Here is a 20,518-nt window from a genome sequence, read left to right on the forward strand (position 1 = left end):
GACACGCTTGAGTAGAGAAGATCTTCTCAGTTTGCTACCTTATCAACCGAGAAGATCTCCTCACTTGGGAGGGTGGATGCGCTCAGCTGCTCCCGGCATGTTGCTCGTGCTGATCATGGCTCAGCCCAACATGGCGACCGGCATGATGCCGTACTACCGCCATGCCTGGGACCTGGCGCCGCTGCTGATCACCGTCATCTTCGCCGCGTACCTGTTCGCGCTGACGCCGACCCTCTCGTTCATCGGCACCCCGCCCGCGCGCGCGGCCTGGTGGTGGCGGATCGGACTTGGCAGCGCCTGCGGCATCGGCGCGGACATCGCGATGAGTCTGGCCGATTCCGCGGGGCCCGCCTGCGTGGCGCGGGTGCTGGCGGGACTCTCGGTCGGACTGGTCACCGGGTCGCTGGCCGGGCTGATCCTGGAGCGGTCCGGCGAAGGGGGCCGGACCGCGATGGCCACCGCGACCGTGCTCGGTTCGGCACTCGGCACCCTCGCGGCCGCGTGGGTCGCTCAGTATCTTCCCGCGCCGGGTGTCACGGTCTATCTCGGTCATGCGGTGTTGCTCGGTGTCGTCGCGGTGGTCGTGCTGCTCGATCGAGCCGTGCGGGATCGGGTTTCGGTCGGCACACACCGACCGGCGCAGCCGCCGACCGAAACCGCGATCGCGGGGTACCTCAACGGAATTGCCGCGTGGGTGTCGGCCGGGCTGGTGGTGGCGCTGCTGCCGAGCTACGGAGCCGAACTGCTCGACACGACGAGCCTGCCGTTGCTGGCGCTGCCGGTCACGCTGTATCTCGTCAGCGCCTGGGTCGTCCAGCGCGCGGTGCCGCCGGGCACCTTGCCCGCCGAACCGATCCTCGGTCAGCTGACGATCATCGTCGGTCTCGCGCTGGCCGCGACCGTGGCCGCGGTGCCGAGCCTCGCGGTGCTGTTGACCGGCGCGGTGGTCGCGGGGTGCGGGCAGGGTATCGCCTATCGCACCGGACTGCGCATCGTCAGCGCGGCGACTCCGCCCGATCAGCACGCGCGGGTGGCGTCGCGCTACGCCGCCGTCGCGTATCTCTGTGCGGCCGTCGCGACCATCGGCTTCGGTGTCGTCGCCACCCTCGGCACGATGCAGGACGCCGTCATCGCCGCCGCGCTGGTGCTGCTCGCGGTCGCGGCGGCCACCGTTCTCGTCCGCAGACGTGCAGTGCCGCACGCCATTACCGCCACACCCACCGCAGTAACCAAGACAACCGCATAGCCGGATATTCGTCACCGAATTTTCCGCCGACCACTCGATTCAGCGCAGCGGACCGCTGCGCATTTCGACGTTGCCGAACTACTTGATAAACAATCATTTTCACGGACCGGGCGAAACAGACACGTTACCTGAGTTCACCAGAACACAAAGGACGGCTGATTTACTGAATTACAACCACCGAGAAGTACCGGTGTAATTCATATTTCGCACAGCGAACGGACCGTTGACATGGCCGCACCGACACAGCTTCGCCCCGTTACCAACCGCCGCTTCAGCCCGTCTCGATTCACCGCACCCCGTGCGACGAAGACGGCCGAAACTCAGCCGCTCAAACGCACGCTCGGCCGTTTCGACCTGATCGCGATGGGCGTCGGCGCCATTGTCGGCGCGGGCATCTTCGTCACCACCGGCGTTGCCGCCGCTACCAAGGCGGGCCCGGCGATCGTGCTGTCGTTCGTGCTGGCCGGGGCGATCTGTGTGCTGGTCGCCCTCTGTTACAGCGAACTCGCTTCGATGACACCGCTTTCCGGCAGCGCGTACACCTATACTAGGGCGACGCTCGGTGAATCACCGGCGTTCCTGGTCGGCTGGAATCTACTGCTCGAATACGCCGTCGCCGCTGCCGCCGTCGCCATCGGCTGGTCGGGATTGTTCACCGCGATGCTGAATTCCCTTTTCGGCGTGACCCTTCCACGTGAAATAACCGCAGGCCCGGCCGATGGCGGCATCGTCAATCTGCCCGCTCTGTTCATCACCGCCGCGATAATCGCTGTGCTGATATTCGGTGTCGAGCTGACCGCGACCGTGGTGAAGGCATTGGTGACGGTGACGATCGCCGTTCTGATACTGGTGATCGCGATCGGTGCACCGCAGGTGGACACGGCCAATTGGACGCCATTCATGCCGTTCGGCGTGCATGGCATCGCCGCGGGCGCGGCGCTCGCCTTCTTCGCCTACCTCGGTTTCGATATCGTCGCCACGTCCGCGGAGGAAACCCGCGACCCGGCGCGCGATCTGCCCTGGGGCATCATCGGTTCGGTTGTGGTCGCCACCGGACTGTACGCGGCTGTCAGCGCCGTACTCACCGGCGTGGCGCCCTATCCGAGCTTGAACAACGCCGCCCCGGTTGCCACCGCGCTCGGCGCGATCGGCGCGGGCTGGATCGGCCAGGTCATCCTGGTGGCATCGGTGATCGCGCTGACCAAGGGCCTGCTGATGCTGTGCTACGGGCAGACCCGGCTGATCTTCGCGATGAGCCGAGACGGAATGCTGCCCCGTGCGCTCTGCCACACCAGCCCCCGCGGCGCGCCGGTTCGCCTGAGCCTGCTGCTCGGTGCGGCCATCGCCCTGGTCGCGGCGTTGCTGCCGATCGGGACGGTCGCCGAGCTGGTGAATATCGGGGCGCTCTTCGCGTTCGTCATCGTCGCGCTCGGGGTGCTGATCCTGCGCCGCAGCGCGCCGGACCGGCCGCGCCCGTTCCGCGCTCCGCTGGTGCCCTTGGTGCCGCTCGCCGCGATCGCCGGATGTATCTGGCTGGCAACCACTTTCGAGGGCCTCACCTGGGTGCGTTTCGCCCTGTGGAGCGCGGTCGGCGCGGCCGTGTACTTCGGCTACGGCCGTCGTCATTCCCTTGTCGCCGCTCAGGAAGGCTTCCGGTGACCGCACAGCTCGACAGCATGTATCCGACCACGGTCGACTTCGGCACGCTCGACGAGATCCATCGGGCCGCCCGCGCCGTGCTGCCCGCGGCGGTGTTCGACTTCGTGGAAGGTGGTGCGGGGCGCGAGATCACGTTGCGGGCCAATCGGGATGCGTTCGACCGGTGGCGGATTCTGCCGGACCCGATGAGCGGGGTGGCGAATCCGTCCACCCGTACCTCGTTGCTCGGCAGGACGCTCGAAACGCCCATCCTCACCGCACCGTTCGGGGGCGATGCGATGTTCCATGCCGAGGGTCATCTGGCGGTGGCGCGGGCGGTGCAGCGGCACGGGACGCTGACGATCGTGCCGGAAGCGGGCAGTTACTCCTACGAGCAGATCCGTGCGGCCGCCCCCGATGCGGCGGGCATTGCTCAGCTGCATCCGTTCGCGCACGCGCCCGACGTCGCCGAACGGATATACCGCGCGGGCTATGCCGCGCTGTGCGTGACGGTCGACTGCCCGGTCGGCGGCTTCCGCACCCGCAACATGGCCAACCGCTTCGCGCCCGACATGCGGCAGTTCGGCGGGAACCTCACCGGCCGCGACGGCGCTCCCGGTGTCGCCGAGGTGTTCGGGAAACTGCTCAAACACGGTGCCGCGGCCTGGAACTGGGCCGATCTGCGGGAGGCTGCCGCACTGTTCCAGCTGCCGTGGATCGCCAAGGGCGTGCTGACCCCCGATGCGGCCGAACAGGCGCTGGCCGCAGGCGCTTGCGCGATCGTGGTGTCCAACCACGGTGGCCGCCAACTGGACCCGGCGCCGGCCAGCCTGGACATGCTGCCGCGCATCAGGGCGGCGGTGGGCCCGGAGCTGCCGATCCTGTTCGACAGCGGAATACGCACCGGCAGCGACGTTTTCCTCGCGCTGGCGTTGGGCGCGAACGCCGTGGTGATCGGCCGGGCGGCGATCTACGGCCTCGCCGCCGCGGGTGAGGCAGGGGTGAGCCGGGTACTGGAGTTGCTCACCGAGGAACTCCGCACCCTGATGACTCTGTCCGGGGCCGCGACCATCGACCGAATCGACGCCACCCGACTGATCGGAGCGCAACCATGAGTAGTGCACCCTTTCCGTCCGCTCGCCGTGGTTCCGGGCTGGTGTTCACCTCGGGGCTCGCCGCGATCGACCCCGCCACGCTGACCCCGAACGCGACCACCTTCGCCGAGCAGCTCGAATCGGTGCTCGACCAGCTGGACAAGGCACTCACCGAGGCGGGCAGCTCCCGTGCACAGACACTGAAGCTGGACTGCTATCTGGCGGACCGCCACTGGTTTCCGGAGTGGAACGCCGCGTTCGCCGAGTTCTTCGGCGCCACCGCACCGGCTCGCACCACCACCGTCACCACCCTGCCCATCGAGGGGCTGCTCATCGAAATCCAGGTAATCGCGCTCGCCGATTAGCCGTGTATCAGGAGGATCCGCCATGACCGCTGCAACAACCACCGTCGCGCTGTTCAACCACGCACCGCCTGCCGGACTCACCATCCGCGATGTCGTCGAGGGGCAGACCGCCGCGCAACTGGTGGTCGCCGCCGACGATTGGGGTTGGTGGGCAACACTGTTGAACGGCGACTCCATCGCGCCGACCAGCGGCATTCAGCAGACCGTCAGCGATGGGCTGGTCCGCGCCGGGTTCCTCACCCGCCGCGGGCACCGGTTCCAATTGACGCACACCGGCCACGATGTCGCCAAGAACCGCGGCTTCGTCCGAATGGTCACGCGCGGTTGGGAACCCACCTTCCGGCAGCTGGCCGACAGCGCCGATCGGGCGTTCATCCCCGCCGCCACCGATGCCGGGGCGGTGGCGCGCGGCTGCACGGATATCGCGCGGCGGCGGCCGGAGATCCTGCAAGGCATCGGAAAAGCCATTGCCGCAAGCGGTCCCGGGTGCACGGTCGACCTCGGCTGCGCGGACGCGGGCCGGGTGCGCGCACTCGCCCAGGTGGCGCCCGCGGAGCAGTTCATCGGCGTCGATATCGAGGCCAAGGTGATCGCCGCCGCGTCCGCCGAGGTGGCGCAGTCCGGCTACGCCGACCGAATCACCTTGCTGCCCGGCTCCGTTCAACCCGAAGCGACCGATCCCGAATGGCTCGCGGTGCTCGACCGGAGCAAGGTGACCACCGCGATGTCGTTCTTCCTGCTGCATCAGCTGGCCAGCGACGGCGGCGGCATCATCGCCGTATTACGGGAGTGGATGCGCTGGTTCCCGAATCTGGAGCGACTCGTCATCGGCGACGGGTACCTGCTGGCGGCACCGCAGTGGTCGGGGCAGCCATGGTTCTCGCCGACCTACGAGATCTACCACACCATCACCGGTGTGCGGCTGTGGACGAAAGAGGAGTACGAGGCGGCGTTCGCGGACCTGGGCTGGACCGTCGCCCGCACCTTCGACGACCACACCATGCTGGTGACCTCGATCCTGGAGCGGTCGTGACCACGGTCGCCGACCGGATCGACATCCGGGCGGCGGCACTGGACGAATACACCGTCGACGAGACCGGCCGTTCCGGACAGCGCCCGCGCGGCATCGTCCGGGCGGCCGACCTCGAGGATGTGCTCGGCACCGTCGAATGGGCAAGGCACACCGGCACTCCGATCATCTGCCGGGGCGCGGGCACCAGCCTGGAGGGTCATCTGCTGGCGCGCGGCGACGAGGTGGTGCTCGATCTCTCCGCGCTGGACGCGATTCGTGACATCTCCCCCACCGACTTCACCGCGACCGTGCTGCCCGGTGTCACCCGGACCCGGCTCAACGCGGCCGCCGCCGCGTACGGGTTGCAGTTCACCGTCGACCCCGGCGCCGATGCCAGCCTCGGGGGTATGGCCGCCACCAATGCCAGCGGCACCACCACCGTCCGGTACGGCGGGATGCACGCGAATACCCTTGCCATGCAAGCAGTCTTCGCGGACGGCACGGTGGCCAGGCTCGGTCGTGCGGTGCGCAAGTCGAGCAGCGGCTACGACTTGAAGGATCTGCTGATCGGGTCGGCGGGCACGCTCGGCATCATCACCGAGCTCACCGTACGGCTGCATCCGATCCCGGAATGGCAACGTTCGCTGCGCGTCTCGTTCCGCACCGTGCGCGACGCGGTGGCCGCGGCGGTGGACATGCTCGGGCGGGCGCTGCCGGTGAGTCGCGCCGAACTCGTCGACGCCGTCAGCATGGCGGCGATCAATGCCTATCGCGGCACTCGGCATCCGGTGGCGCCCGCATTGTTCCTCGACGTCACGGCCACCTCCGAGGCGGCGGCCGAGCTCGACGAAGCCGAGATCCGCGACCTGTGCGTCGGACATCAGGCGCTGGAAATTGTTGCCGCACAGACCCATACCGCTCAGCACCGCCTCTGGGAGGATCGGCACAACCTGTTCTTCGCGCTCAAGGCTCGCCATCCCGGCCACCGGTTCCTGGTGACCGACACCGCCGTGCCGTACTCGCGGATCGCCGACGCGGTGGCGACGGCCGAGCGGCTCGGCGAACTCCTCGACCTGGATATCTCGGTCGCAGGCCACATCGGCGACGGCAATGTGCACGTGGTCGTTCCCTACACCACCCAATCCGCGGAGCGAGCTCGGGAGTTCTCCGATCAGGTTGTCCGCCATGCGCTCTCGGTTGGCGGGACCGCCTCCGGGGAGCATGGCATCGGACTGGCCAAGAAGCAGTATCTGCGAGCCGAGCACGGCGCCGCGGTCGAGTTGATGACCGCGGTCAAACGCGCGCTGGATCCGCTCGGACTGTTGAATCCGGGCAAAATCCTCGACTGACGACTCAGCGGGGGCCGTGCCCGAGGCCGAGCAGCGCGGCGACGATCTGACCGGTGGAATCGAGCATGGCCGCGAAGATGTCCTGCGGCACCAGCTTTCCGTGGCACCAGAGGACATTGCAGTTCGACGGGGCGTATGGACCGACACCGAACAGGATCTGGGCTGTGTGCTCCGGATCCACCCAGAAGGCCAGGTCGTCCAGACCGCTGATGATCGGGCCGAAGTTGTCGCTGTAGCGGTAGGGGTCATCGATCGGTTCCGCGGGTACATCGTTGACGGCCGCGACGACGCGGCGCAGGAATTCCTTGTTGTCCGGGTTGGATTCGGCCGCCAGCGAAGTCTGCACATTGCCGGTGTCGATGCCGCCGGGCACGCCGAGCCGGACGATCACCATGTCGCGGCTGGGGATCACCACGTTGAACTGGCCGAGGGCGCCGACGAAGGCGTACAGGTCGCGGGGCGCACCGGGGAACATCGGATGGTCGTAGGTTCTGGCGGTGGGCACCGACGCGGTCTTGTACGAGTCACCGGCATTGAGCCAGAACAGGAATCCGTAGCCGCCGTTCGCCGCCGTGGGTTGACGGGCCTGCCGGATGTAGTCCGGATCGATGAGTTGGGCATCGCCCCAACGGCCTTCGTGCAGCAGGAGCAGACCGAGCCGGGCCAGGTCGTCGGCACGCATGGCCAGACCGCCGTTGACGGCCGTGTTTCCGCTGCGGTCACGCAGCCACACCCACTGGTCGCGGGCAATACCCAAGGGCTGCATCAGTTCTCGCTGGACGAAGTCCTGAAAGTCCATCCGGGTGCTGATTTCCACGATCTTCGGCAACAGCGCCAGCACCGCCTGCGCGTACTGGAAGGTGGTGCCCGGCTCGAATACCGGTGGCGTGTTCAGCGTTTGCAGCACCTCGTCGGTGGCGATTCCCGCGATATCGGCGGCCCAGGAGAAGCGCAGGCCGGTCGTCTGATTCAGCACCTGGCGCACGGTGAGCGCCGCGTGTGCGGCATCGGCCTGCGGGAAGAACTTGCCGAGCGGATCGTCCAGGCCGAAGTAGCCCAGGGTGATCGCGCGGCCCACCGCGACCGACGTGACGCCCTTGGTGGAGCTGGCCAACGGCACCGGTAGGTTGCCCGTGCCGGTGTGGTCACCGACCAGGCAGCCGTGGCGGTACACCTGAATCGCGTACGCGCCCTTGGCCGAACCGAAGTTCAGCGCGTCCGTCAGCGCGGCGGTATCGAATCCGGCGGTGGCCGGGTCGACGCGCTCGGCCGTTTGGCCCGCGGCTGGTTCGGCACACGCGGTCGCAGCGCTGGATGCCGCCGCGGCGTCAGGTGCTGCCGCAGCGTTGGGGCCAACCAGCGAAAGGGTAACCAAGACGGTGGCTCCGAGCCCACCTGCCCACGCCCGACGGAGTTTCATTCTCGACCCATTTCTGTTTCGTGCCTGGCTAGTTCAGTGCGTCGGCGAGCGCGTTGCGCTGCACGCTGAAGTACGTTTTGTCGGCGGGCAACCGCCAGGTCGGGCCGACGAAGTACTCCTCGGCGGTGTCGTCACCGAACGCCCGATAGCGCAGCCAAGCCAGCGCGGTGCCCGCGGACAGGTAGTTGTCGAGCCCGTCGACCGGCGAGAAGTGGCTCACTCCACGGGCGTTGGCGATCCATGCGGGCGCTTGGAAGGTGAGGTTGTACTGCCACCAACGCACCCAGGCGAAGTCGGGCACCACGAAATCGTTGTAGCCGGTGAGGAACAGCGTCGGCACCGTCACCAGAGCACCCACCGCGAGCGGTCCCGGCTCGATCGCCAGCACGCCGAGCACCCGCATGGCCGGGTCGATGATCGGTGCGATGCCGGGAAATACCGTTCCCGCTTGCAATGCCGCCTGGCCACCCCCGGAGTGACCACCGAAGATCGTCCGGCCCAAGTCGATTTTGTTGTACAGCGGGGAATTCGGGTCGCGATTGGCGACGACCGCGGTTGCTACGCCGAGGGCAGGCACGTGGACGAGCGAGTTGAAGAACTCGTACGGGATCACCACGACGAATCCGTGACTGGTCCACTGCCTTGCGAGCGCGTCGTACATCCCGGGATTCGCGCCGAACCCTGAGGTGAACACCAGCAGCGGTGCGGCGGGGAGTTCGGCGATATCGGCCGGATAGTAGGTGTTCACCCCGATCGGTGACGCCAGACCGTTGGGAAATGCTTGAGTGCAGGTCATATCGTCGCGGTTGCCGAACATGTGCACAACGATGTGCTCGAACATGCCGAAAACGGATTCCTGACATGGATTCGTCTGCACGGGTGTCGCGACGGGGTGCGGGCCGGGCTTGTTGAACACGCTCTGCGCGGTGGCACCGGGCTCCAGGTGGTCCGCGACCGCGGCGGGCGCCGCGAGCACGGCGGCCGACACTGCCATTGTCGCCGCGAAAACCGCGGCCCCCGAGCGCATTCCGGCGACATACCTCATCATCGAGGGCTCCCTCATCCATCCGGCAGCGTCGCCGGACTCACTTCATTCGATAGTGAAACCATTCGGTCTCGCATTTCGGAGGTTACTCGGAAGTGGCCTACGGCACAATGGGCATACGAAAGTGACCCAGCCCGAATCGGGCTGGGTCACTGTTATGCTCGCCGGAACTACCGGGTGCTCGCGTCCGGCCGCGTCGGCGGGCAGACCCCGCCGGGTGTAGTCGCCAATTCGAAATGCCACCACTCGTTGTCATACATCCGGCACAATCCCCACCGGGTTCCGTTGGCCTCCAGCCACTGCGCCCCCTCGATCGGCCCGACGTCCACGGCACGACCCGACACGTGCGTCGACTCCTCGGGCGGCAGCACCCACCGGCGCGCCGCATCGGGACCACCGTAGGTCGCTACGCCGTTGTCCCACATCTGCTGCTGTTCCTCGAACGAGCGGTACCCGGACGTAATCGACAACGGCACCCCCTGCGCATGCGCCTCGGTCTCCGCCAACGTGTACGCCAATGCGAGCCTCGGCTCCAACCCTTCGGCCCCGGCCGCCGACCCCAGCGCCTCCCGCTGATCGATCTGCACCCCCGGCCCGGCCACTGCCTGCGGCGCCATCAGCCCCGTCGCGACCAGCGCTGGCAGCACCGCCACCGGTAGACCGAGCACCATCCGAGTCCGCACACCACTCCGCAAAACCATGTCGCGATGGTAATGCCTCGGCGCGGCCGAGCCCGCAGCCATGGACCACTGGGCTCAGAGATCCTGCGCGGCCCGCAGAGCTGCCGATACCCGGTCCATCATCTCCGCGTCCGCGACGCCGACGCATTCATTTAGCCGTCGGCGCACAGTCGCCTCGGGATGCAATGCCGAGGCCCAGCCGTGTGACCCGATCTCGACGGCCAGCAACCCACCGGGGTCGGACTCGAGAATGTGCAAGGTCAACACGACCTTGAGGTGGGGGTTCTCGTTGATCGGCGCGGCACTGATGATCAGCCGACGGGTCGACACCCCCGGCCGGTTGATGATCGGCTCATAGGTCCAGACTTCGCCGCGGTTCACGCGAGGCCGGTTTCACGCGCCGCCGCCTCGGCTTCTTCCGCGGCCGCCTCGGCGTAGCCGGGGTTCGCGGCGTCCCACTCGACGTAGGACGCGACCGATTCGCGGAGCGCCTGCTCGCGGAAGTGCCGCTCGACCCAGGCGGAGACATTCCCGCCCGCGGCCGCCGCCTGCCTGGTGATGTAGTCGGCCGTGGCCTGCTCGAGACTCAACGTCATCCGGGCCTTCATACTGAGCATCATACGATCCTCGCGCCCTTCATCGGAAGAGCGCGGCTTGCCGCAGGGGCACGAGTACTCCGCGCGGCAAACGACAGCGTTCGGCGGAAGCGCGCGAGTGACGAGGGGTCATAGTCATTGGGCATGGCCCATGCTTACCCGAATTCCCTTGCGTGGCAAATGCTTCATCCACAAGGAACGCACGTTGTCCACAATCTATCCCAGTGCTGTGGATCACAGTGTGCGGGCGGCTGCTACCAGTCCGGTTCGCGAAAATTACGGTGTTTTCTTGAGTTTCACGACCGTACCGTTTTCCGCAAGACTCCCCCCACCGCCGCCGATGTGCCCCGAGCAGGCCGCGGACGGCACCCTGGCTGACTCGACGGGTGTTCGTCCGCAGGCTGGGCGGGTTGTGCACAGGCGGCGGAAGCGTTCACATTTGCTCCCCAGTCATGTGAACAGCCACTACAACGGACAATTCGACTACGATACCGGACAATTCGGCCGAATCACTCGCGCAACGGGGTGACCAGCGTGAGGTGGTCCCGTTCGAGATTGGGCGCCCGCATCGTGGTCGTGCGGCGAATCGCCTCGGCCGCTTCGCGATTGCGCCCGATCCGCTCGATGATTTCGTTGCCGTGATCGCGGGCGTACTCGATGGCAATCTTGATCTTGGCGGTGTGCAGACTCGACTTGGCGCTGAGCAGTTCGATGCGCCGATCTACCGGCCCATCCAATTCCTGTAGGCGCGCAACGACTTCCCAGACGTCGGGTCCCGCGACGAGTGCGGCGCGACGGTCGGTCATCGGTCCGCGGAAAACAATGCCGGGATGATCCAGCTGATCGACGCCCTCCCGGATGAGGCGGTCGAGCAATGCGGTAGCAGTAGTTCCTTCGCGTGCGGCACGTGCGGCCAACCGGCGGCTGGCGGATTGCGAGAGACGCAGTGTTCTGGTGACAACCCTGGACGTACTCATTGCCCTCCTTGACCTTCAATGGCATCTGCGATGAACGGCACCTGGAATCAACGACGTACATCGCTAAGGGTGCCTCGCAAATCGGCAGCGCCACCCCGGCGATCGGGGTGACACTGCTTTGTCCGCACAGAAGCCTCATCAAAAGCCGAACACCCAGTTCAGGGGCCTACCCGGCGCAAGGGCGCGAGCGGCAGCAACCGCTACGTAGCCGCAATTCCCTGATATTCACCCAGACCATCCGCCGTGGCCCGCCGATCGATGTGCGGCTCGAGCGTGTGCAGCACCCAGCGATCCTTGCCGTCCGCCTTGGCTCGGTAGAGCGCGGTATCCGCGGCGTCGAGCAGCGACTCGGCCTGGGTGCCGGACACCGCCGCCAGCACCGCTCCGATGCTCGCCGACATGCGTAGCCGCAGCGCGTCGATCGAGACCGGGTCGACCAGCGCCGACTGGAGGCTGTTCGCCACGGCGCTCACGCTGGAGTTGTCCGCGGGTGGCGGGATCACCGCGACGAACTCGTCGCCGCCGATGCGCGCGACCGGACACCCGAAGTCGAGCACACTGTCGCGCAACCGGCCCGCCACCGCCGCCAACACCTGGTCACCCGTGCCATGCCCGTAGCGGTCGTTGATGCTCTTGAACCCGTCGATATCGATGAAGCACAGCCCGACCCGATCGCCGAGGTCCGCCGTGGCGATCATCGCTTCGACCCGCTCGAGCAGATGCCGCCGATTCGGCAACCCGGTGAGCAGATCATGGCGCGCCTGCCGATGCAGTTCATCGCGCAACCGATGCTGCTCGGTCACATCCTCCCCCACCGCCAGCAAATAGTCCGCCTGCCTGCCAACCCCCTTGACGAAGGTGATCGCAAACGAGGCCCATCCGTAACTCCCGTCCGCGCGCACCAGCCGCTGCTCCAACTTGACCGTCCCTTTCCCGTTCGGCACCAGCTGCCCGTACACCAGGGTTCGAATGTTGTCCCGGTCGTCCGGGTGAACGAAGTCGTAGACGGATACTCCGCGCAGATCTTCGACCGACACACCGATCACGTCGGCAAGGCCGCGGTTGGCATCCAGCAGGGCGAAATCGGTGTCTACGATCGCGATCGCGACCGCCGCGTTGTCGAAGACCGCCCGAAATCTTTCGTCGGCCGCACGCCTGGCCTCTTCCCTGGCTTGTTCGACAGACTGCCGTTCGAGGAAGAACTGCCGATGCAGTTCCGCCCCGTATCCCTGGCCGAATGCCGCCAGCAGCGCGGCGAGCCGACCGCCCGAATCCGGACGATGGCATCGCTCGACCATCCTGTACAGCACCTGCGCGGAAACGGCAGGCACCTCGCGACCCATCACTCCGGCGGCGACCAGCGCGGCTCCCGCGTCCGCGGCGGCAACCGCGTCGAAAGGATCCGCATGGAGACCTGTTTCCAGTGCACTGACCAGACTGGCGAGAAGTCGCAGCGTCTCGTGGGGCGGCACCGGCATGCGGCACACGGCGGACAGCGCGTGCCACCACTCATGCGCCAGCGAAGTCCGTTCGGTCTCTTCCACCACGACCCCCTGATTGTTCGGCCGTCGCCGGCCCGCCAACGGTGCCATCGAGTCACACGTCTAACACGCAGGAAATCCGGCTCGCGCCGGTGTATCCCATTGTTAGCCAAAACATCAGTTCGGTGGGGTCCGAGGGTTACCTATTCGTGCTGGAAGCGGATCACGGCCGACCATGGGTTGCGCAACGGTTTGCGCGGATCGGGCACCGGCAAGTAGGTGAACGGGCGCAGATACCACGGAGCGCGGCCCAGCTTTCGCGCGTGCACCAGGATGTTCTCGATCTCGACCGGCTGCCAGCCCAGTTCCTCGAAAAAGGTGAGCCCGTTGGGCGGATCGAACTTCATCGGCGCGTTCGCGAACAGCGAACCGGTGCGCATGCGGTCCATCCGCAGCAGAATATCGGCTGTCCACCAGGCGATTTCTGGCCGCGCCAAGGCATGCGCCAGCTCTGCGACCGTGTCCGAATCGAGGTAGAACAGCAATCCCTCGGTGAGTACGAGCGCTGTGGTCGCGGGTGCACCGGTCGACCCGAGCGCGCCGATCGCGTCGTCCAGGAACTCGTCGCGTGCGACAGGATCGGCGAGATCGACCGCGCGACGGATCAACGTGCAGTTCGGGGTTTCCCCGGCCAGCACGCTTTCCTTTTCCGCGAGGATCTGCGGCAGATCTGCCTCGACCCAGACGAAGTCCGCTGGCAGCGCGAGACGGTAAGGGCGGGTGTCCAATCCGGCCGCCAGGTTGAGGATTCGATCGCAGCCCTCGCCGATTGCTTTCGCGACAAGGTCATCGATCAGCCTGGTCCGGGTGACGACTGGCCAACCGCTGCGCATGAGACGTGGTGCCGCGTCGATGATCGAATGTCCCCGGGGTCCGGCCAGCCGATCAGCGAGTGGATCGGAGAACAGCGCATCGGGCCGCGCGGATTCGCGCGCACGATAGGCGGCCACCCAGCGAGCGGTGTCCGACACATTCGAAATCGGTGCATCCCCTCCAGCCATGCGGGCCAGTTTGACACACCGTCCTTGGCGATTCCGGTGCGGCGCGGTCGCGGTGCCGACCGGTAGCGGTCGTGCCCCCGCGGATCCGCGCTATCGAGGTGAGCGGCTGGTCACGATTCGGAACACATTCGCTCCAGATCGGTAACGGGAGCCGTATTCTCGGCGACTCAGCTAACACAGACAATCGCAGCTGTAGTAGATATTGACCCGTCACAACTGATTACGGTCGCGCGTCGCCGGAATCGCATCGAAAGAAGCATGAAGATCATCCGTCGACCTCCTCGCGGCCAGGACCGCAAGCGCCCGCTGTGGGTGCTCGGCCTGATCGCTCCCGCGTGTGCGCTCCTGCCCTCCCAGCTCGTGCTGCACACCGGTGCGCCCGTCTTCTGGTGGATCGGCCCGATCATCGTGTTGATCGTGATCCCGGTGCTGGACTGGGTGGTCGGCGAGGACGGCGCCAACCCGCGCGACGAGGATTACGAGCTACTCTCCGGCGACCGTTACTACCGTTGGTGCACTTATCTTTTCCTGCCGATTCAGCTGGCCGGGCTGGTGATCGCCAGTTACCTGTGGTCGGGCGACGAACTGCGTGTGGTGGACAAGCTCGGCCTCGCCGTGACGCTCGGCTTCGTCAGCGGTATCGGCATCAACGCCGCACACGAACTCGGGCACCGGGTCGAGCACCTGGAACGCTGGCTGGCCAAGATCGCGCTCGCCCAGTCGGGGTACGGGCACTTCTTCGTCGAGCACAACCGTGGACACCATGCGCGGGTCGCCACGCCGGAGGATCCGGCCAGTGCGCGGCTCGGTGAGTCGTTGTGGGAGTTCCTGCCGCGCAGTGTGATCGGCAGTTTCCGGTCGGCGATCCAGCTGGAGCGCGAGCGCCTGGCGCGCAACGGTAGGCGCTGGTGGGATGTGGACAATCACATTCTGCAGGCCTGGTCGATGAGCCTGGTCCTGTTCGGTGTGTTGATCGCGGTGTTCGGCGTGACCATCGTGCCGTGGCTCGCCTTGCAGGCGGTGATCGGGATCGCGCTGCTGGAAACGGTGAACTACGTCGAGCACTACGGCTTGTTGCGGGCCCGCCGCAGCAACGGCCGCTACGCGCGGTGCTCGCCGCGGGATAGTTGGAACAGCGACCGGCTGGTCACCAACATCTTCCTGTTCCATCTGCAGCGGCACAGCGATCACCACGCCAATCCGGGACGCCGGTACCAGACCCTGCGCAGCTCGGCGCAGGCACCGCAACTCCCCGCGGGCTACGCGACGATGGTGGTGCTCGCCGCCATCCCACCGCTGTGGCGCACGGTGATGGACCATCGCGTCCTCGCCCACTACGGCGGCGACATCAGCCTCGCCAACGTGCAACCCCCCAAACAGGGACGGCTACGCGCCACCCTGGCATACCGCCGGGCCACCAGCTGACCCTGGTTCAGACGCGTTCCGCGGAGCGGGTGCGCACCCGAAGGGCAATGGGCTTCTGGGTTTCGGCGAAGAAGTCGTTGCCCTTGTCGTCGACGACGATGAAGGCGGGGAAGTCTTCGACCTCGATCTTCCAGACGGCTTCCATGCCCAGTTCGGGGTACTCGAGCACCTCGACGGATTTGATGCAGTCCAGTGCGAGGCGAGCGGCCGGGCCGCCGATCGAACCGAGGTAGAAACCGCCGTGCTGCTGGCACGCCTTGGTCACCTGGGCGGAGCGGTTGCCCTTGGCCAGCATGACGAAGGAGCCGCCCGCGGCCTGGAATTGGTCGACGTAGGAGTCCATCCGGCCCGCGGTGGTCGGCCCGAACGAGCCGGACGCGTACCCCTCGGGCGTCTTCGCCGGGCCCGCGTAGTAGACGGCCATCTCGCGCAGGTATTCCGGCATCGGCTCGCCCGCGTCGAGGCGCTCTTTGATCTTGGCGTGCGCGATATCGCGGGCGACCACCAGCGGCCCGGTCAGCGAAAGCCGGGTCTTCACCGGGTATTTCGACAATTCCGCGCGGATTTCCGACATTGGGCGGTTCAGATCGATCCGCACCACGTCACCGCCGAGGATCGAGTCGGTCTGCTCCGGCAGATAGTGCGCGGGCTCGCGCTCGAGCTGCTCGAGGAACACGCCCTCCGGGGTGATCTTGGCCAGCGCCTGCCGGTCCGCCGAGCACGAAACCGCAATCGCCACCGGGCAACTGGCGCCGTGCCGGGGCAGCCGCACGACGCGCACATCGTGGCAGAAGTATTTGCCGCCGAACTGCGCACCGATACCGAAGGATTGGGTGAGCTTGAAGACCTCCTCTTCCAGCTCCAGATCCCGGAACCCGTGTGCGGCCAGCGATCCCTCGATGGGCAGGTTGTCCAGGTAGTGCGCGGAGGCGTATTTGGCCGTCTTCAACGCGAATTCGGCGCTGGTGCCGCCGATTACGACTGCGAGGTGGTAGGGCGGGCAGGCCGCGGTGCCGAGCGAACGGATCTTCTCGTCCAGGAATTCCAGCATGCGCGTGGGGTTCAGCACGGCCTTGGTCTCCTGGTACAGGAACGACTTGTTCGCCGACCCGCCACCCTTGGCCATGAACAGGAACTTGTACGCCGGATGCGCGGGATCGCCCGGCGTGGAATACAACTCGATCTGCGCGGGCAGGTTGGTTCCGGTGTTCTTCTCGTCCCACATGGTGATCGGGGCGAGCTGGGAGTAGCGCAGGTTCAGCTCGGTGTAGGCGTCGTAGACGCCGCGGCTGATCCATTCGGCGTCGTCCGCACCGGTCAGCACGCCCTCGGACTTCTTGCCCATGACGATCGCGGTGCCGGTGTCCTGGCACATCGGCAGGATGCCGCCCGCCGAGATATTGACGTTCTTGAGCAGGTCCAGCGCGACGAAGCGGTCATTGCCGCTGGATTCCGGATCATCGATGATCTTGCGCAGCTGGGCCAGGTGCGCAGGCCGCAGGTAGTGGCTGATGTCGTGCATCGCCTCGGCGGTCAGCAGGCGCAGCGCCTCGGGTTCCACCTGCAGGAAGGTCCGGCCGTTGACCTCGAAGGTGCGGACGCCCTCGGTGGTGAGCAACCGGTACGAGGTGTCATCGGCGCCGATCGGCAGCAGGTCTGAATAGCGGAACTCCGGCGCGGTCACGGGACGCACTCCTTCGGGCGGGCCCGGGCGAGGTGAGCCGGGCTGGTCACAAGCACAGCGAGCCTATCCAGCAGGCAACGTCACGCCGTGCTTAGGCAAGGCTTATCTCTAGGAGTTGCCACAAAAGGTTGCACGTTCAACCCCGGTAGTGCTACCTGTCGTCTCAGACAAAAGCGATCGGACGTCCAAGCGTCCGCCCGCCGCAACACCGTCGCGCGACGCACAACGACGCGCGACAATGTATGACACGCCAGAGTTTGGAGCGCTATCGTGACCGATCCCCATTGGCTCGATGACGTCGAAATGCGCGCCTGGGTGGGCTTTGTGCGCACCCGCGACCTCATCGCCGCGGCGGTCGGGCGGGACTCGACGCGGGAGTCGAACCTCACCTACGTCGAATACTCGGTGCTGGCCTTCCTCAGCAAGACACCGGAACACCGCTGCACCTTCGCCGAACTCGCTGCCAATCTCGAATGGTCGCAGAGCAGGCTCTCGCATCAGATCACCCGAATGGAGAAGCGCGGCTTGGTCGTCCGCGAGCCGATCCCCGACGACGCACGCCGCACCGCGGCCCGGCTCACCGCGCGCGGCGCCGAGGTGCTGACCGGCGCGGCGCCCGCGCACGTGCTCAGCGTGCGCAGGCACATGATCGATGTGCTGGACCGTCAGCAACTGGCCGCACTCGCCGATATCTACGACACCTTGCTCGCCCATCATCGGCAAACGACGAGCGAGAACTGACGGTTCAGGCGGGCGTGCCCGCCGCGTCCACCAACTCGACTGTGACGTCTGCCAATTCGCGGGCCGGACGGGAAGGCACGCCGAGCGCCCGCTCGAACCCTTCCGGCACCACGAGATCGTCGCGATCGAGTTCGGCGACGCTGGTCTTGCGCAATCCGAGCAGCGCCGAGTCGATCCCGCCGCGCAGGATGTCCAGCACGTTCTCGACGCCCGCTTGACCATTCGCGGCCAGGCCCCACAGATATCCGCGTCCGATCATCACCGCGCGAGCGCCGAGGGCCACCGCCTTCACCACATCGCTGCCGCGCCGGATGCCGCCGTCCAGCAGCACCTCGATCTGTCCACCTACCGCGTCGGCGACCGCGGGCAACGCCCGGATCGCGGCGGGGGTGCCGTCGAGGTTGTTGCCGCCGTGGTTGGACACGGAGATGGCGGCGACACCGGCGTCCACCGCCCGCAACGCGTCGTCGACCCGGATAACGCCCTTGAGCATGACCGGCCCATCCCACTGTTCGCAGATCCACCGCACGTCCGCCCAGTCCGGCGGCGGTGTCCCCATCCATTCGCCGTAGGCGCCGAAGAACCCGGGTGCCGGGCCGTCCCCGATCGCCATGTTCGGCGCGGTCAGATCCGGGATATGCCCGGACTTCACATAAGCAGCGAGCCAGCGCGGCCTGGCCAGCGTCTGCGGCGCGAACTTCAGCATGGTGCGCAGGTCGAGCTGCTCCGGAATCACCGGACTCCCCCAATCCCGGCCGTGCGAGAACGACCAGTCCAGGGTCAGGATGAGCCCCACCGCGCCCGCTGCCTTCGCCCGCGCCAGGCGCTGCGAGATCTCGTCTTTACTGCCGCACCAGTAAATCTGAAAGAAGGTCGCCGGATTGGCCGCGATGACTTCTTCGATCGGCTTGCTGGCAAAGGAGCTGAGCCCCATGGCGATCCCGCGCGCCGCCGCCGCACGGGCGACGGCCACTTCGCCGTCCGGGTGCACCGCCTGCACGCCGGTGGGCGAGATCAGCACCGGCATCGAAAGCTGCTGGCCGAGAACGGTTGTCGACTGGTCGCGGGTGCCGATGGGGCCGGCGACGTGCGGGGCGAAACCGAGTTCGGTGAACGCCTGCTGGTTGTCCTCGATGGTTTGACCGCGCTCGGATCCGGCGATCAGCGCGCCGTACACCGATTTCGGGAGTCGCTTCTTCGCACGCCGCTGCGCTTCGGCAACGGTTTCGAACCACGGGTTCATGTTCCGGTCCTTTCCGGGGAAGTCACCGGCCACCACAGCCGGGTTCGTTCTAGCAAGTCGGTGGTCAGGTGGTCGAGCAGCGCCGCACCCTCGGCGGCGCTCGCTCCGGTCGGATCGCCGAGCACGCCGTTGGCGCTGACCGAGCGCACGCCCGCACCACGCAGCAGCGGCATGAGCTGCGCCAACGGCCGGACGTCACCCACTTCGGCGCGGTCCAGCGCGACGCGATCCGGCGTGAGTGCCAGTTGAACGGCGGTTTCCGACCGTCCCGCGTGCAGGTCGCCGCGATAGCGCGGCAGATACACGCGCACATCGCGAGACTCGCCGCGCAACAGCGTCTCCGCGCGCCGCAGCGGTTCGAGGTTGCCGCCGTGCCAGTTGACCAGCAGGATGCGGTCGAAGGTATCGGTGGCCGAGCGGCACAACTCGACGATCAGCAGCTCGAGCGCCGCCTGTCCGATCGACAGCGTGCCGGGGAATCCGGCGTGCTCGCCGCTCGCGCCATACGGAATCGGCGGAGCGACAAGCACATCCGGTCGCAGCGCGGCAAGCCGGGCGCACAGTGCGGCGGCGATATCGGTGTCGGTGGACAACGGCAGATGTGGACCGTGCTGTTCGGTCGCACCCACCGCGACGGCGAGAAGCGCAGCGGCGGCGGCGCGCTCGCCCGCCTGCGGCCAGGTGAGGTCCGCCACCAGGCAGCCAGTCGCCGCGCGACTGTGGCCTGTGACACTTTCGGACATGTCCGGAGATTATCGTCAGTCACTGACATAATCAATAGCCGTGACAGCCAGGACCACCCGCGGTCGCCCGCGCGGCACCAGCAAACGGGAACTCGAACTGATCGCCATGCGGCTGTTCACCGAGCAGGGCTTCGAGGACACCACCGTCGAGCAGATCGCCGCCGCGGCGGGCATCAGTGGCCGCACCTTCTTCCGTTACTTCCCCAGCAAGGCGGAGGTGCTCTGGTACCAGTTCGATGACGAAGTCACCGCTCTGCGTGCCGCCTTCGCCACCGTGCCGGACGATGTTCCGATGATGACCGCGGTGCGTCGAGTTGTCGTGAACGCCAATCGGTATCGGGCCGAGGACGTGCCCGAGCTACGCACTCGCATGCACCTTGTCGCCACCATCCCGGCCCTGGCGGCCACCGCGGGCGCGCACTACGACGCCTGGGAACGCACGGTCAGCGACTTCGCCGCCCGCAGGCTCGGGGAACCGGCCGACGGCCTGATCCCCCTAGCAGTCGGGCGCACCACGCTGGCCGCGGCCCGCGCCGCCTTCGACGCCTGGCTGGCGCGCGCCGACGCCGATCTCACCGTCTATCTGGAGGAGGTGCTGCTCGGACTGGAACGTGGCTTCGCGCCCGCACCGTGAATCGCGGGCGAACAACCGGCAGGTTTCATCCGCGACACGGTTGGGGTATGACTAGGCTCGGTGTCGGCCTCACGGCCGGAACGT

General features: G+C 66.9%; 20 protein-coding genes. 9 read left to right on the forward strand and 11 right to left on the reverse strand.

From position 1 onward, the window contains the following. Nucleotides 1-76 precede the first annotated feature (76 nt). The 6 genes from KV110_RS26335 (at nucleotide 77) to KV110_RS26355 (ending at nucleotide 6,704) form a co-directional block, all read left to right on the forward strand. The gene (locus KV110_RS26335) at nucleotides 77-1,246 is read left to right on the forward strand and encodes a hypothetical protein (protein ID WP_218469940.1); all 1,170 of its coding nucleotides are present in this window, start codon (nucleotides 77-79) and stop codon (nucleotides 1,244-1,246) included. A gap of 228 nt (nucleotides 1,247-1,474) precedes the next feature. After that, nucleotides 1,475-2,905 carry an amino acid permease gene (locus KV110_RS26340; RefSeq protein WP_218469941.1) on the forward strand — a complete coding sequence of 477 codons (1,431 nt, stop codon included), beginning with the start codon at nucleotides 1,475-1,477 and terminating at the stop codon, nucleotides 2,903-2,905. Continuing rightward, nucleotides 2,902-3,999 (forward strand): alpha-hydroxy acid oxidase, encoded by a 1,098-nt coding sequence (locus KV110_RS26345; RefSeq protein ID WP_218469942.1) that lies wholly within the window; start codon nucleotides 2,902-2,904, stop codon nucleotides 3,997-3,999. Before KV110_RS26340 ends, KV110_RS26345 begins: the two co-directional genes overlap by 4 nt. Next, nucleotides 3,996-4,343, forward strand: a complete 348-nt coding sequence (locus KV110_RS26350) for a RidA family protein (RefSeq protein ID WP_218469943.1) — start codon at nucleotides 3,996-3,998, stop codon at nucleotides 4,341-4,343. The genes KV110_RS26345 and KV110_RS26350 overlap by 4 nt, the downstream gene beginning before the upstream one ends. Before the next feature lie 22 nt (nucleotides 4,344-4,365). Then, nucleotides 4,366-5,376: a class I SAM-dependent methyltransferase gene (locus KV110_RS41620; protein WP_246633987.1), complete on the forward strand. Its 1,011-nt coding sequence runs from the start codon at nucleotides 4,366-4,368 to the stop codon at nucleotides 5,374-5,376. Next, nucleotides 5,373-6,704: an FAD-binding oxidoreductase gene (locus KV110_RS26355; RefSeq protein WP_246633988.1), complete on the forward strand. Its 1,332-nt coding sequence runs from the start codon at nucleotides 5,373-5,375 to the stop codon at nucleotides 6,702-6,704. The genes KV110_RS41620 and KV110_RS26355 overlap by 4 nt, the downstream gene beginning before the upstream one ends. Before the next feature lie 4 nt (nucleotides 6,705-6,708). Here KV110_RS26355 and KV110_RS26360 read toward each other — a convergent pair whose 3' ends face one another. The 8 genes from KV110_RS26360 to KV110_RS26395 form a co-directional block, all read right to left on the reverse strand. After that, a complete protein-coding gene (locus tag KV110_RS26360; RefSeq protein ID WP_218469945.1) occupies nucleotides 6,709-8,124 on the reverse strand; it encodes a serine hydrolase domain-containing protein in 1,416 nt (471 codons plus the stop codon). A 28-nt stretch (nucleotides 8,125-8,152) separates the two neighbouring features. Beyond that, nucleotides 8,153-9,172, reverse strand: a complete 1,020-nt coding sequence (locus tag KV110_RS26365) for a poly(ethylene terephthalate) hydrolase family protein (protein WP_218469946.1) — start codon at nucleotides 9,170-9,172, stop codon at nucleotides 8,153-8,155. A 167-nt stretch (nucleotides 9,173-9,339) separates the two neighbouring features. Then, nucleotides 9,340-9,870 carry a M15 family metallopeptidase gene (locus KV110_RS26370; RefSeq protein ID WP_246633989.1) on the reverse strand — a complete coding sequence of 177 codons (531 nt, stop codon included), beginning with the start codon at nucleotides 9,868-9,870 and terminating at the stop codon, nucleotides 9,340-9,342. 54 nt (nucleotides 9,871-9,924) lie between these two features. After that, nucleotides 9,925-10,230, reverse strand: a complete 306-nt coding sequence (locus tag KV110_RS26375) for a type II toxin-antitoxin system PemK/MazF family toxin (protein WP_218469947.1) — start codon at nucleotides 10,228-10,230, stop codon at nucleotides 9,925-9,927. Next, nucleotides 10,227-10,457 (reverse strand): hypothetical protein, encoded by a 231-nt coding sequence (locus KV110_RS26380; protein ID WP_218469948.1) that lies wholly within the window; start codon nucleotides 10,455-10,457, stop codon nucleotides 10,227-10,229. Before KV110_RS26380 ends, KV110_RS26375 begins: the two co-directional genes overlap by 4 nt. 497 nt (nucleotides 10,458-10,954) lie before the next feature. Next, complete coding sequence (locus KV110_RS26385; RefSeq protein WP_218469949.1) at nucleotides 10,955-11,422, reverse strand: hypothetical protein; 468 nt, start codon at nucleotides 11,420-11,422, stop codon at nucleotides 10,955-10,957. 200 nt (nucleotides 11,423-11,622) lie between these two features. Then, a complete protein-coding gene (locus KV110_RS26390) occupies nucleotides 11,623-12,969 on the reverse strand; it encodes a sensor domain-containing diguanylate cyclase (protein WP_246633990.1) in 1,347 nt (448 codons plus the stop codon). 137 nt (nucleotides 12,970-13,106) lie between these two features. Continuing rightward, complete coding sequence (locus KV110_RS26395; protein ID WP_218469951.1) at nucleotides 13,107-13,964, reverse strand: class I SAM-dependent methyltransferase; 858 nt, start codon at nucleotides 13,962-13,964, stop codon at nucleotides 13,107-13,109. Between the two features lie 258 nt (nucleotides 13,965-14,222). On the opposite strand from KV110_RS26395, the gene KV110_RS26400 reads away from it, so the two are divergent. Further along, the gene (locus KV110_RS26400; RefSeq protein WP_218469952.1) at nucleotides 14,223-15,389 is read left to right on the forward strand and encodes an alkane 1-monooxygenase; all 1,167 of its coding nucleotides are present in this window, start codon (nucleotides 14,223-14,225) and stop codon (nucleotides 15,387-15,389) included. Between the two features lie 7 nt (nucleotides 15,390-15,396). Here the strand turns inward: KV110_RS26400 and KV110_RS26405 are convergent, their stop codons facing one another. Next, a complete protein-coding gene (locus KV110_RS26405) occupies nucleotides 15,397-17,073 on the reverse strand; it encodes a fumarate hydratase (protein ID WP_218469953.1) in 1,677 nt (558 codons plus the stop codon). Nucleotides 17,074-17,343: 270 nt separating this feature from the next. Here KV110_RS26405 and KV110_RS26410 point away from each other — a divergent pair, with 270 nt between their 5' ends. Continuing rightward, nucleotides 17,344-17,814 carry a MarR family winged helix-turn-helix transcriptional regulator gene (locus tag KV110_RS26410; RefSeq protein WP_218469954.1) on the forward strand — a complete coding sequence of 157 codons (471 nt, stop codon included), beginning with the start codon at nucleotides 17,344-17,346 and terminating at the stop codon, nucleotides 17,812-17,814. 4 nt (nucleotides 17,815-17,818) lie between these two features. On the opposite strand, the gene mftD is transcribed toward KV110_RS26410, so the two are convergent. Together mftD and mftE are read right to left on the reverse strand one after the other, a co-directional pair. Next, on the reverse strand, nucleotides 17,819-19,057 hold the full coding sequence (gene mftD / locus KV110_RS26415) for a pre-mycofactocin synthase MftD (RefSeq protein WP_246633991.1): 1,239 nt from the start codon (nucleotides 19,055-19,057) through the stop codon (nucleotides 17,819-17,821). After that, on the reverse strand, nucleotides 19,054-19,800 hold the full coding sequence (mftE, locus tag KV110_RS26420; protein ID WP_218469955.1) for a mycofactocin biosynthesis peptidyl-dipeptidase MftE: 747 nt from the start codon (nucleotides 19,798-19,800) through the stop codon (nucleotides 19,054-19,056). Before mftE ends, mftD begins: the two co-directional genes overlap by 4 nt. A 40-nt stretch (nucleotides 19,801-19,840) precedes the next feature. Here mftE and mftR point away from each other — a divergent pair, with 40 nt between their 5' ends. Further along, complete coding sequence (gene mftR, locus KV110_RS26425) at nucleotides 19,841-20,434, forward strand: mycofactocin system transcriptional regulator (RefSeq protein ID WP_218469956.1); 594 nt, start codon at nucleotides 19,841-19,843, stop codon at nucleotides 20,432-20,434. Nucleotides 20,435-20,518: the final 84 nt, after the last annotated feature.

The organism is Nocardia iowensis, assembly GCF_019222765.1.
GTDB classification, from domain to species: domain Bacteria; phylum Actinomycetota; class Actinomycetes; order Mycobacteriales; family Mycobacteriaceae; genus Nocardia; species Nocardia iowensis.

What these genes read in the sequence shown, in the direction of transcription:
- KV110_RS26335 (WP_218469940.1), top strand. Translation starts at nt 77, where the DNA reads ATGCGCTCAGCTGCTCCCGGCATGTTGCTCGTGCTGATCATGGCTCAG.
- KV110_RS26340 (WP_218469941.1), top strand. Translation starts at nt 1,475, where the DNA reads ATGGCCGCACCGACACAGCTTCGCCCCGTTACCAACCGCCGCTTCAGC.
- KV110_RS26350 (WP_218469943.1), top strand. Translation starts at nt 3,996, where the DNA reads ATGAGTAGTGCACCCTTTCCGTCCGCTCGCCGTGGTTCCGGGCTGGTG.
- KV110_RS41620 (WP_246633987.1), top strand. Translation starts at nt 4,366, where the DNA reads ATGACCGCTGCAACAACCACCGTCGCGCTGTTCAACCACGCACCGCCT.
- KV110_RS26360 (WP_218469945.1), bottom strand. Translation starts at nt 8,124, where the DNA reads ATGAAACTCCGTCGGGCGTGGGCAGGTGGGCTCGGAGCCACCGTCTTG.
- KV110_RS26365 (WP_218469946.1), bottom strand. Translation starts at nt 9,172, where the DNA reads ATGATGAGGTATGTCGCCGGAATGCGCTCGGGGGCCGCGGTTTTCGCG.
- KV110_RS26370 (WP_246633989.1), bottom strand. Translation starts at nt 9,870, where the DNA reads ATGGTTTTGCGGAGTGGTGTGCGGACTCGGATGGTGCTCGGTCTACCG.
- KV110_RS26380 (WP_218469948.1), bottom strand. Translation starts at nt 10,457, where the DNA reads ATGAAGGCCCGGATGACGTTGAGTCTCGAGCAGGCCACGGCCGACTAC.
- KV110_RS26385 (WP_218469949.1), bottom strand. Translation starts at nt 11,422, where the DNA reads ATGAGTACGTCCAGGGTTGTCACCAGAACACTGCGTCTCTCGCAATCC.
- KV110_RS26395 (WP_218469951.1), bottom strand. Translation starts at nt 13,964, where the DNA reads ATGGCTGGAGGGGATGCACCGATTTCGAATGTGTCGGACACCGCTCGC.
- KV110_RS26400 (WP_218469952.1), top strand. Translation starts at nt 14,223, where the DNA reads ATGAAGATCATCCGTCGACCTCCTCGCGGCCAGGACCGCAAGCGCCCG.
- mftD (WP_246633991.1), bottom strand. Translation starts at nt 19,057, where the DNA reads ATGAACCCGTGGTTCGAAACCGTTGCCGAAGCGCAGCGGCGTGCGAAG.
- mftE (WP_218469955.1), bottom strand. Translation starts at nt 19,800, where the DNA reads ATGTCCGAAAGTGTCACAGGCCACAGTCGCGCGGCGACTGGCTGCCTG.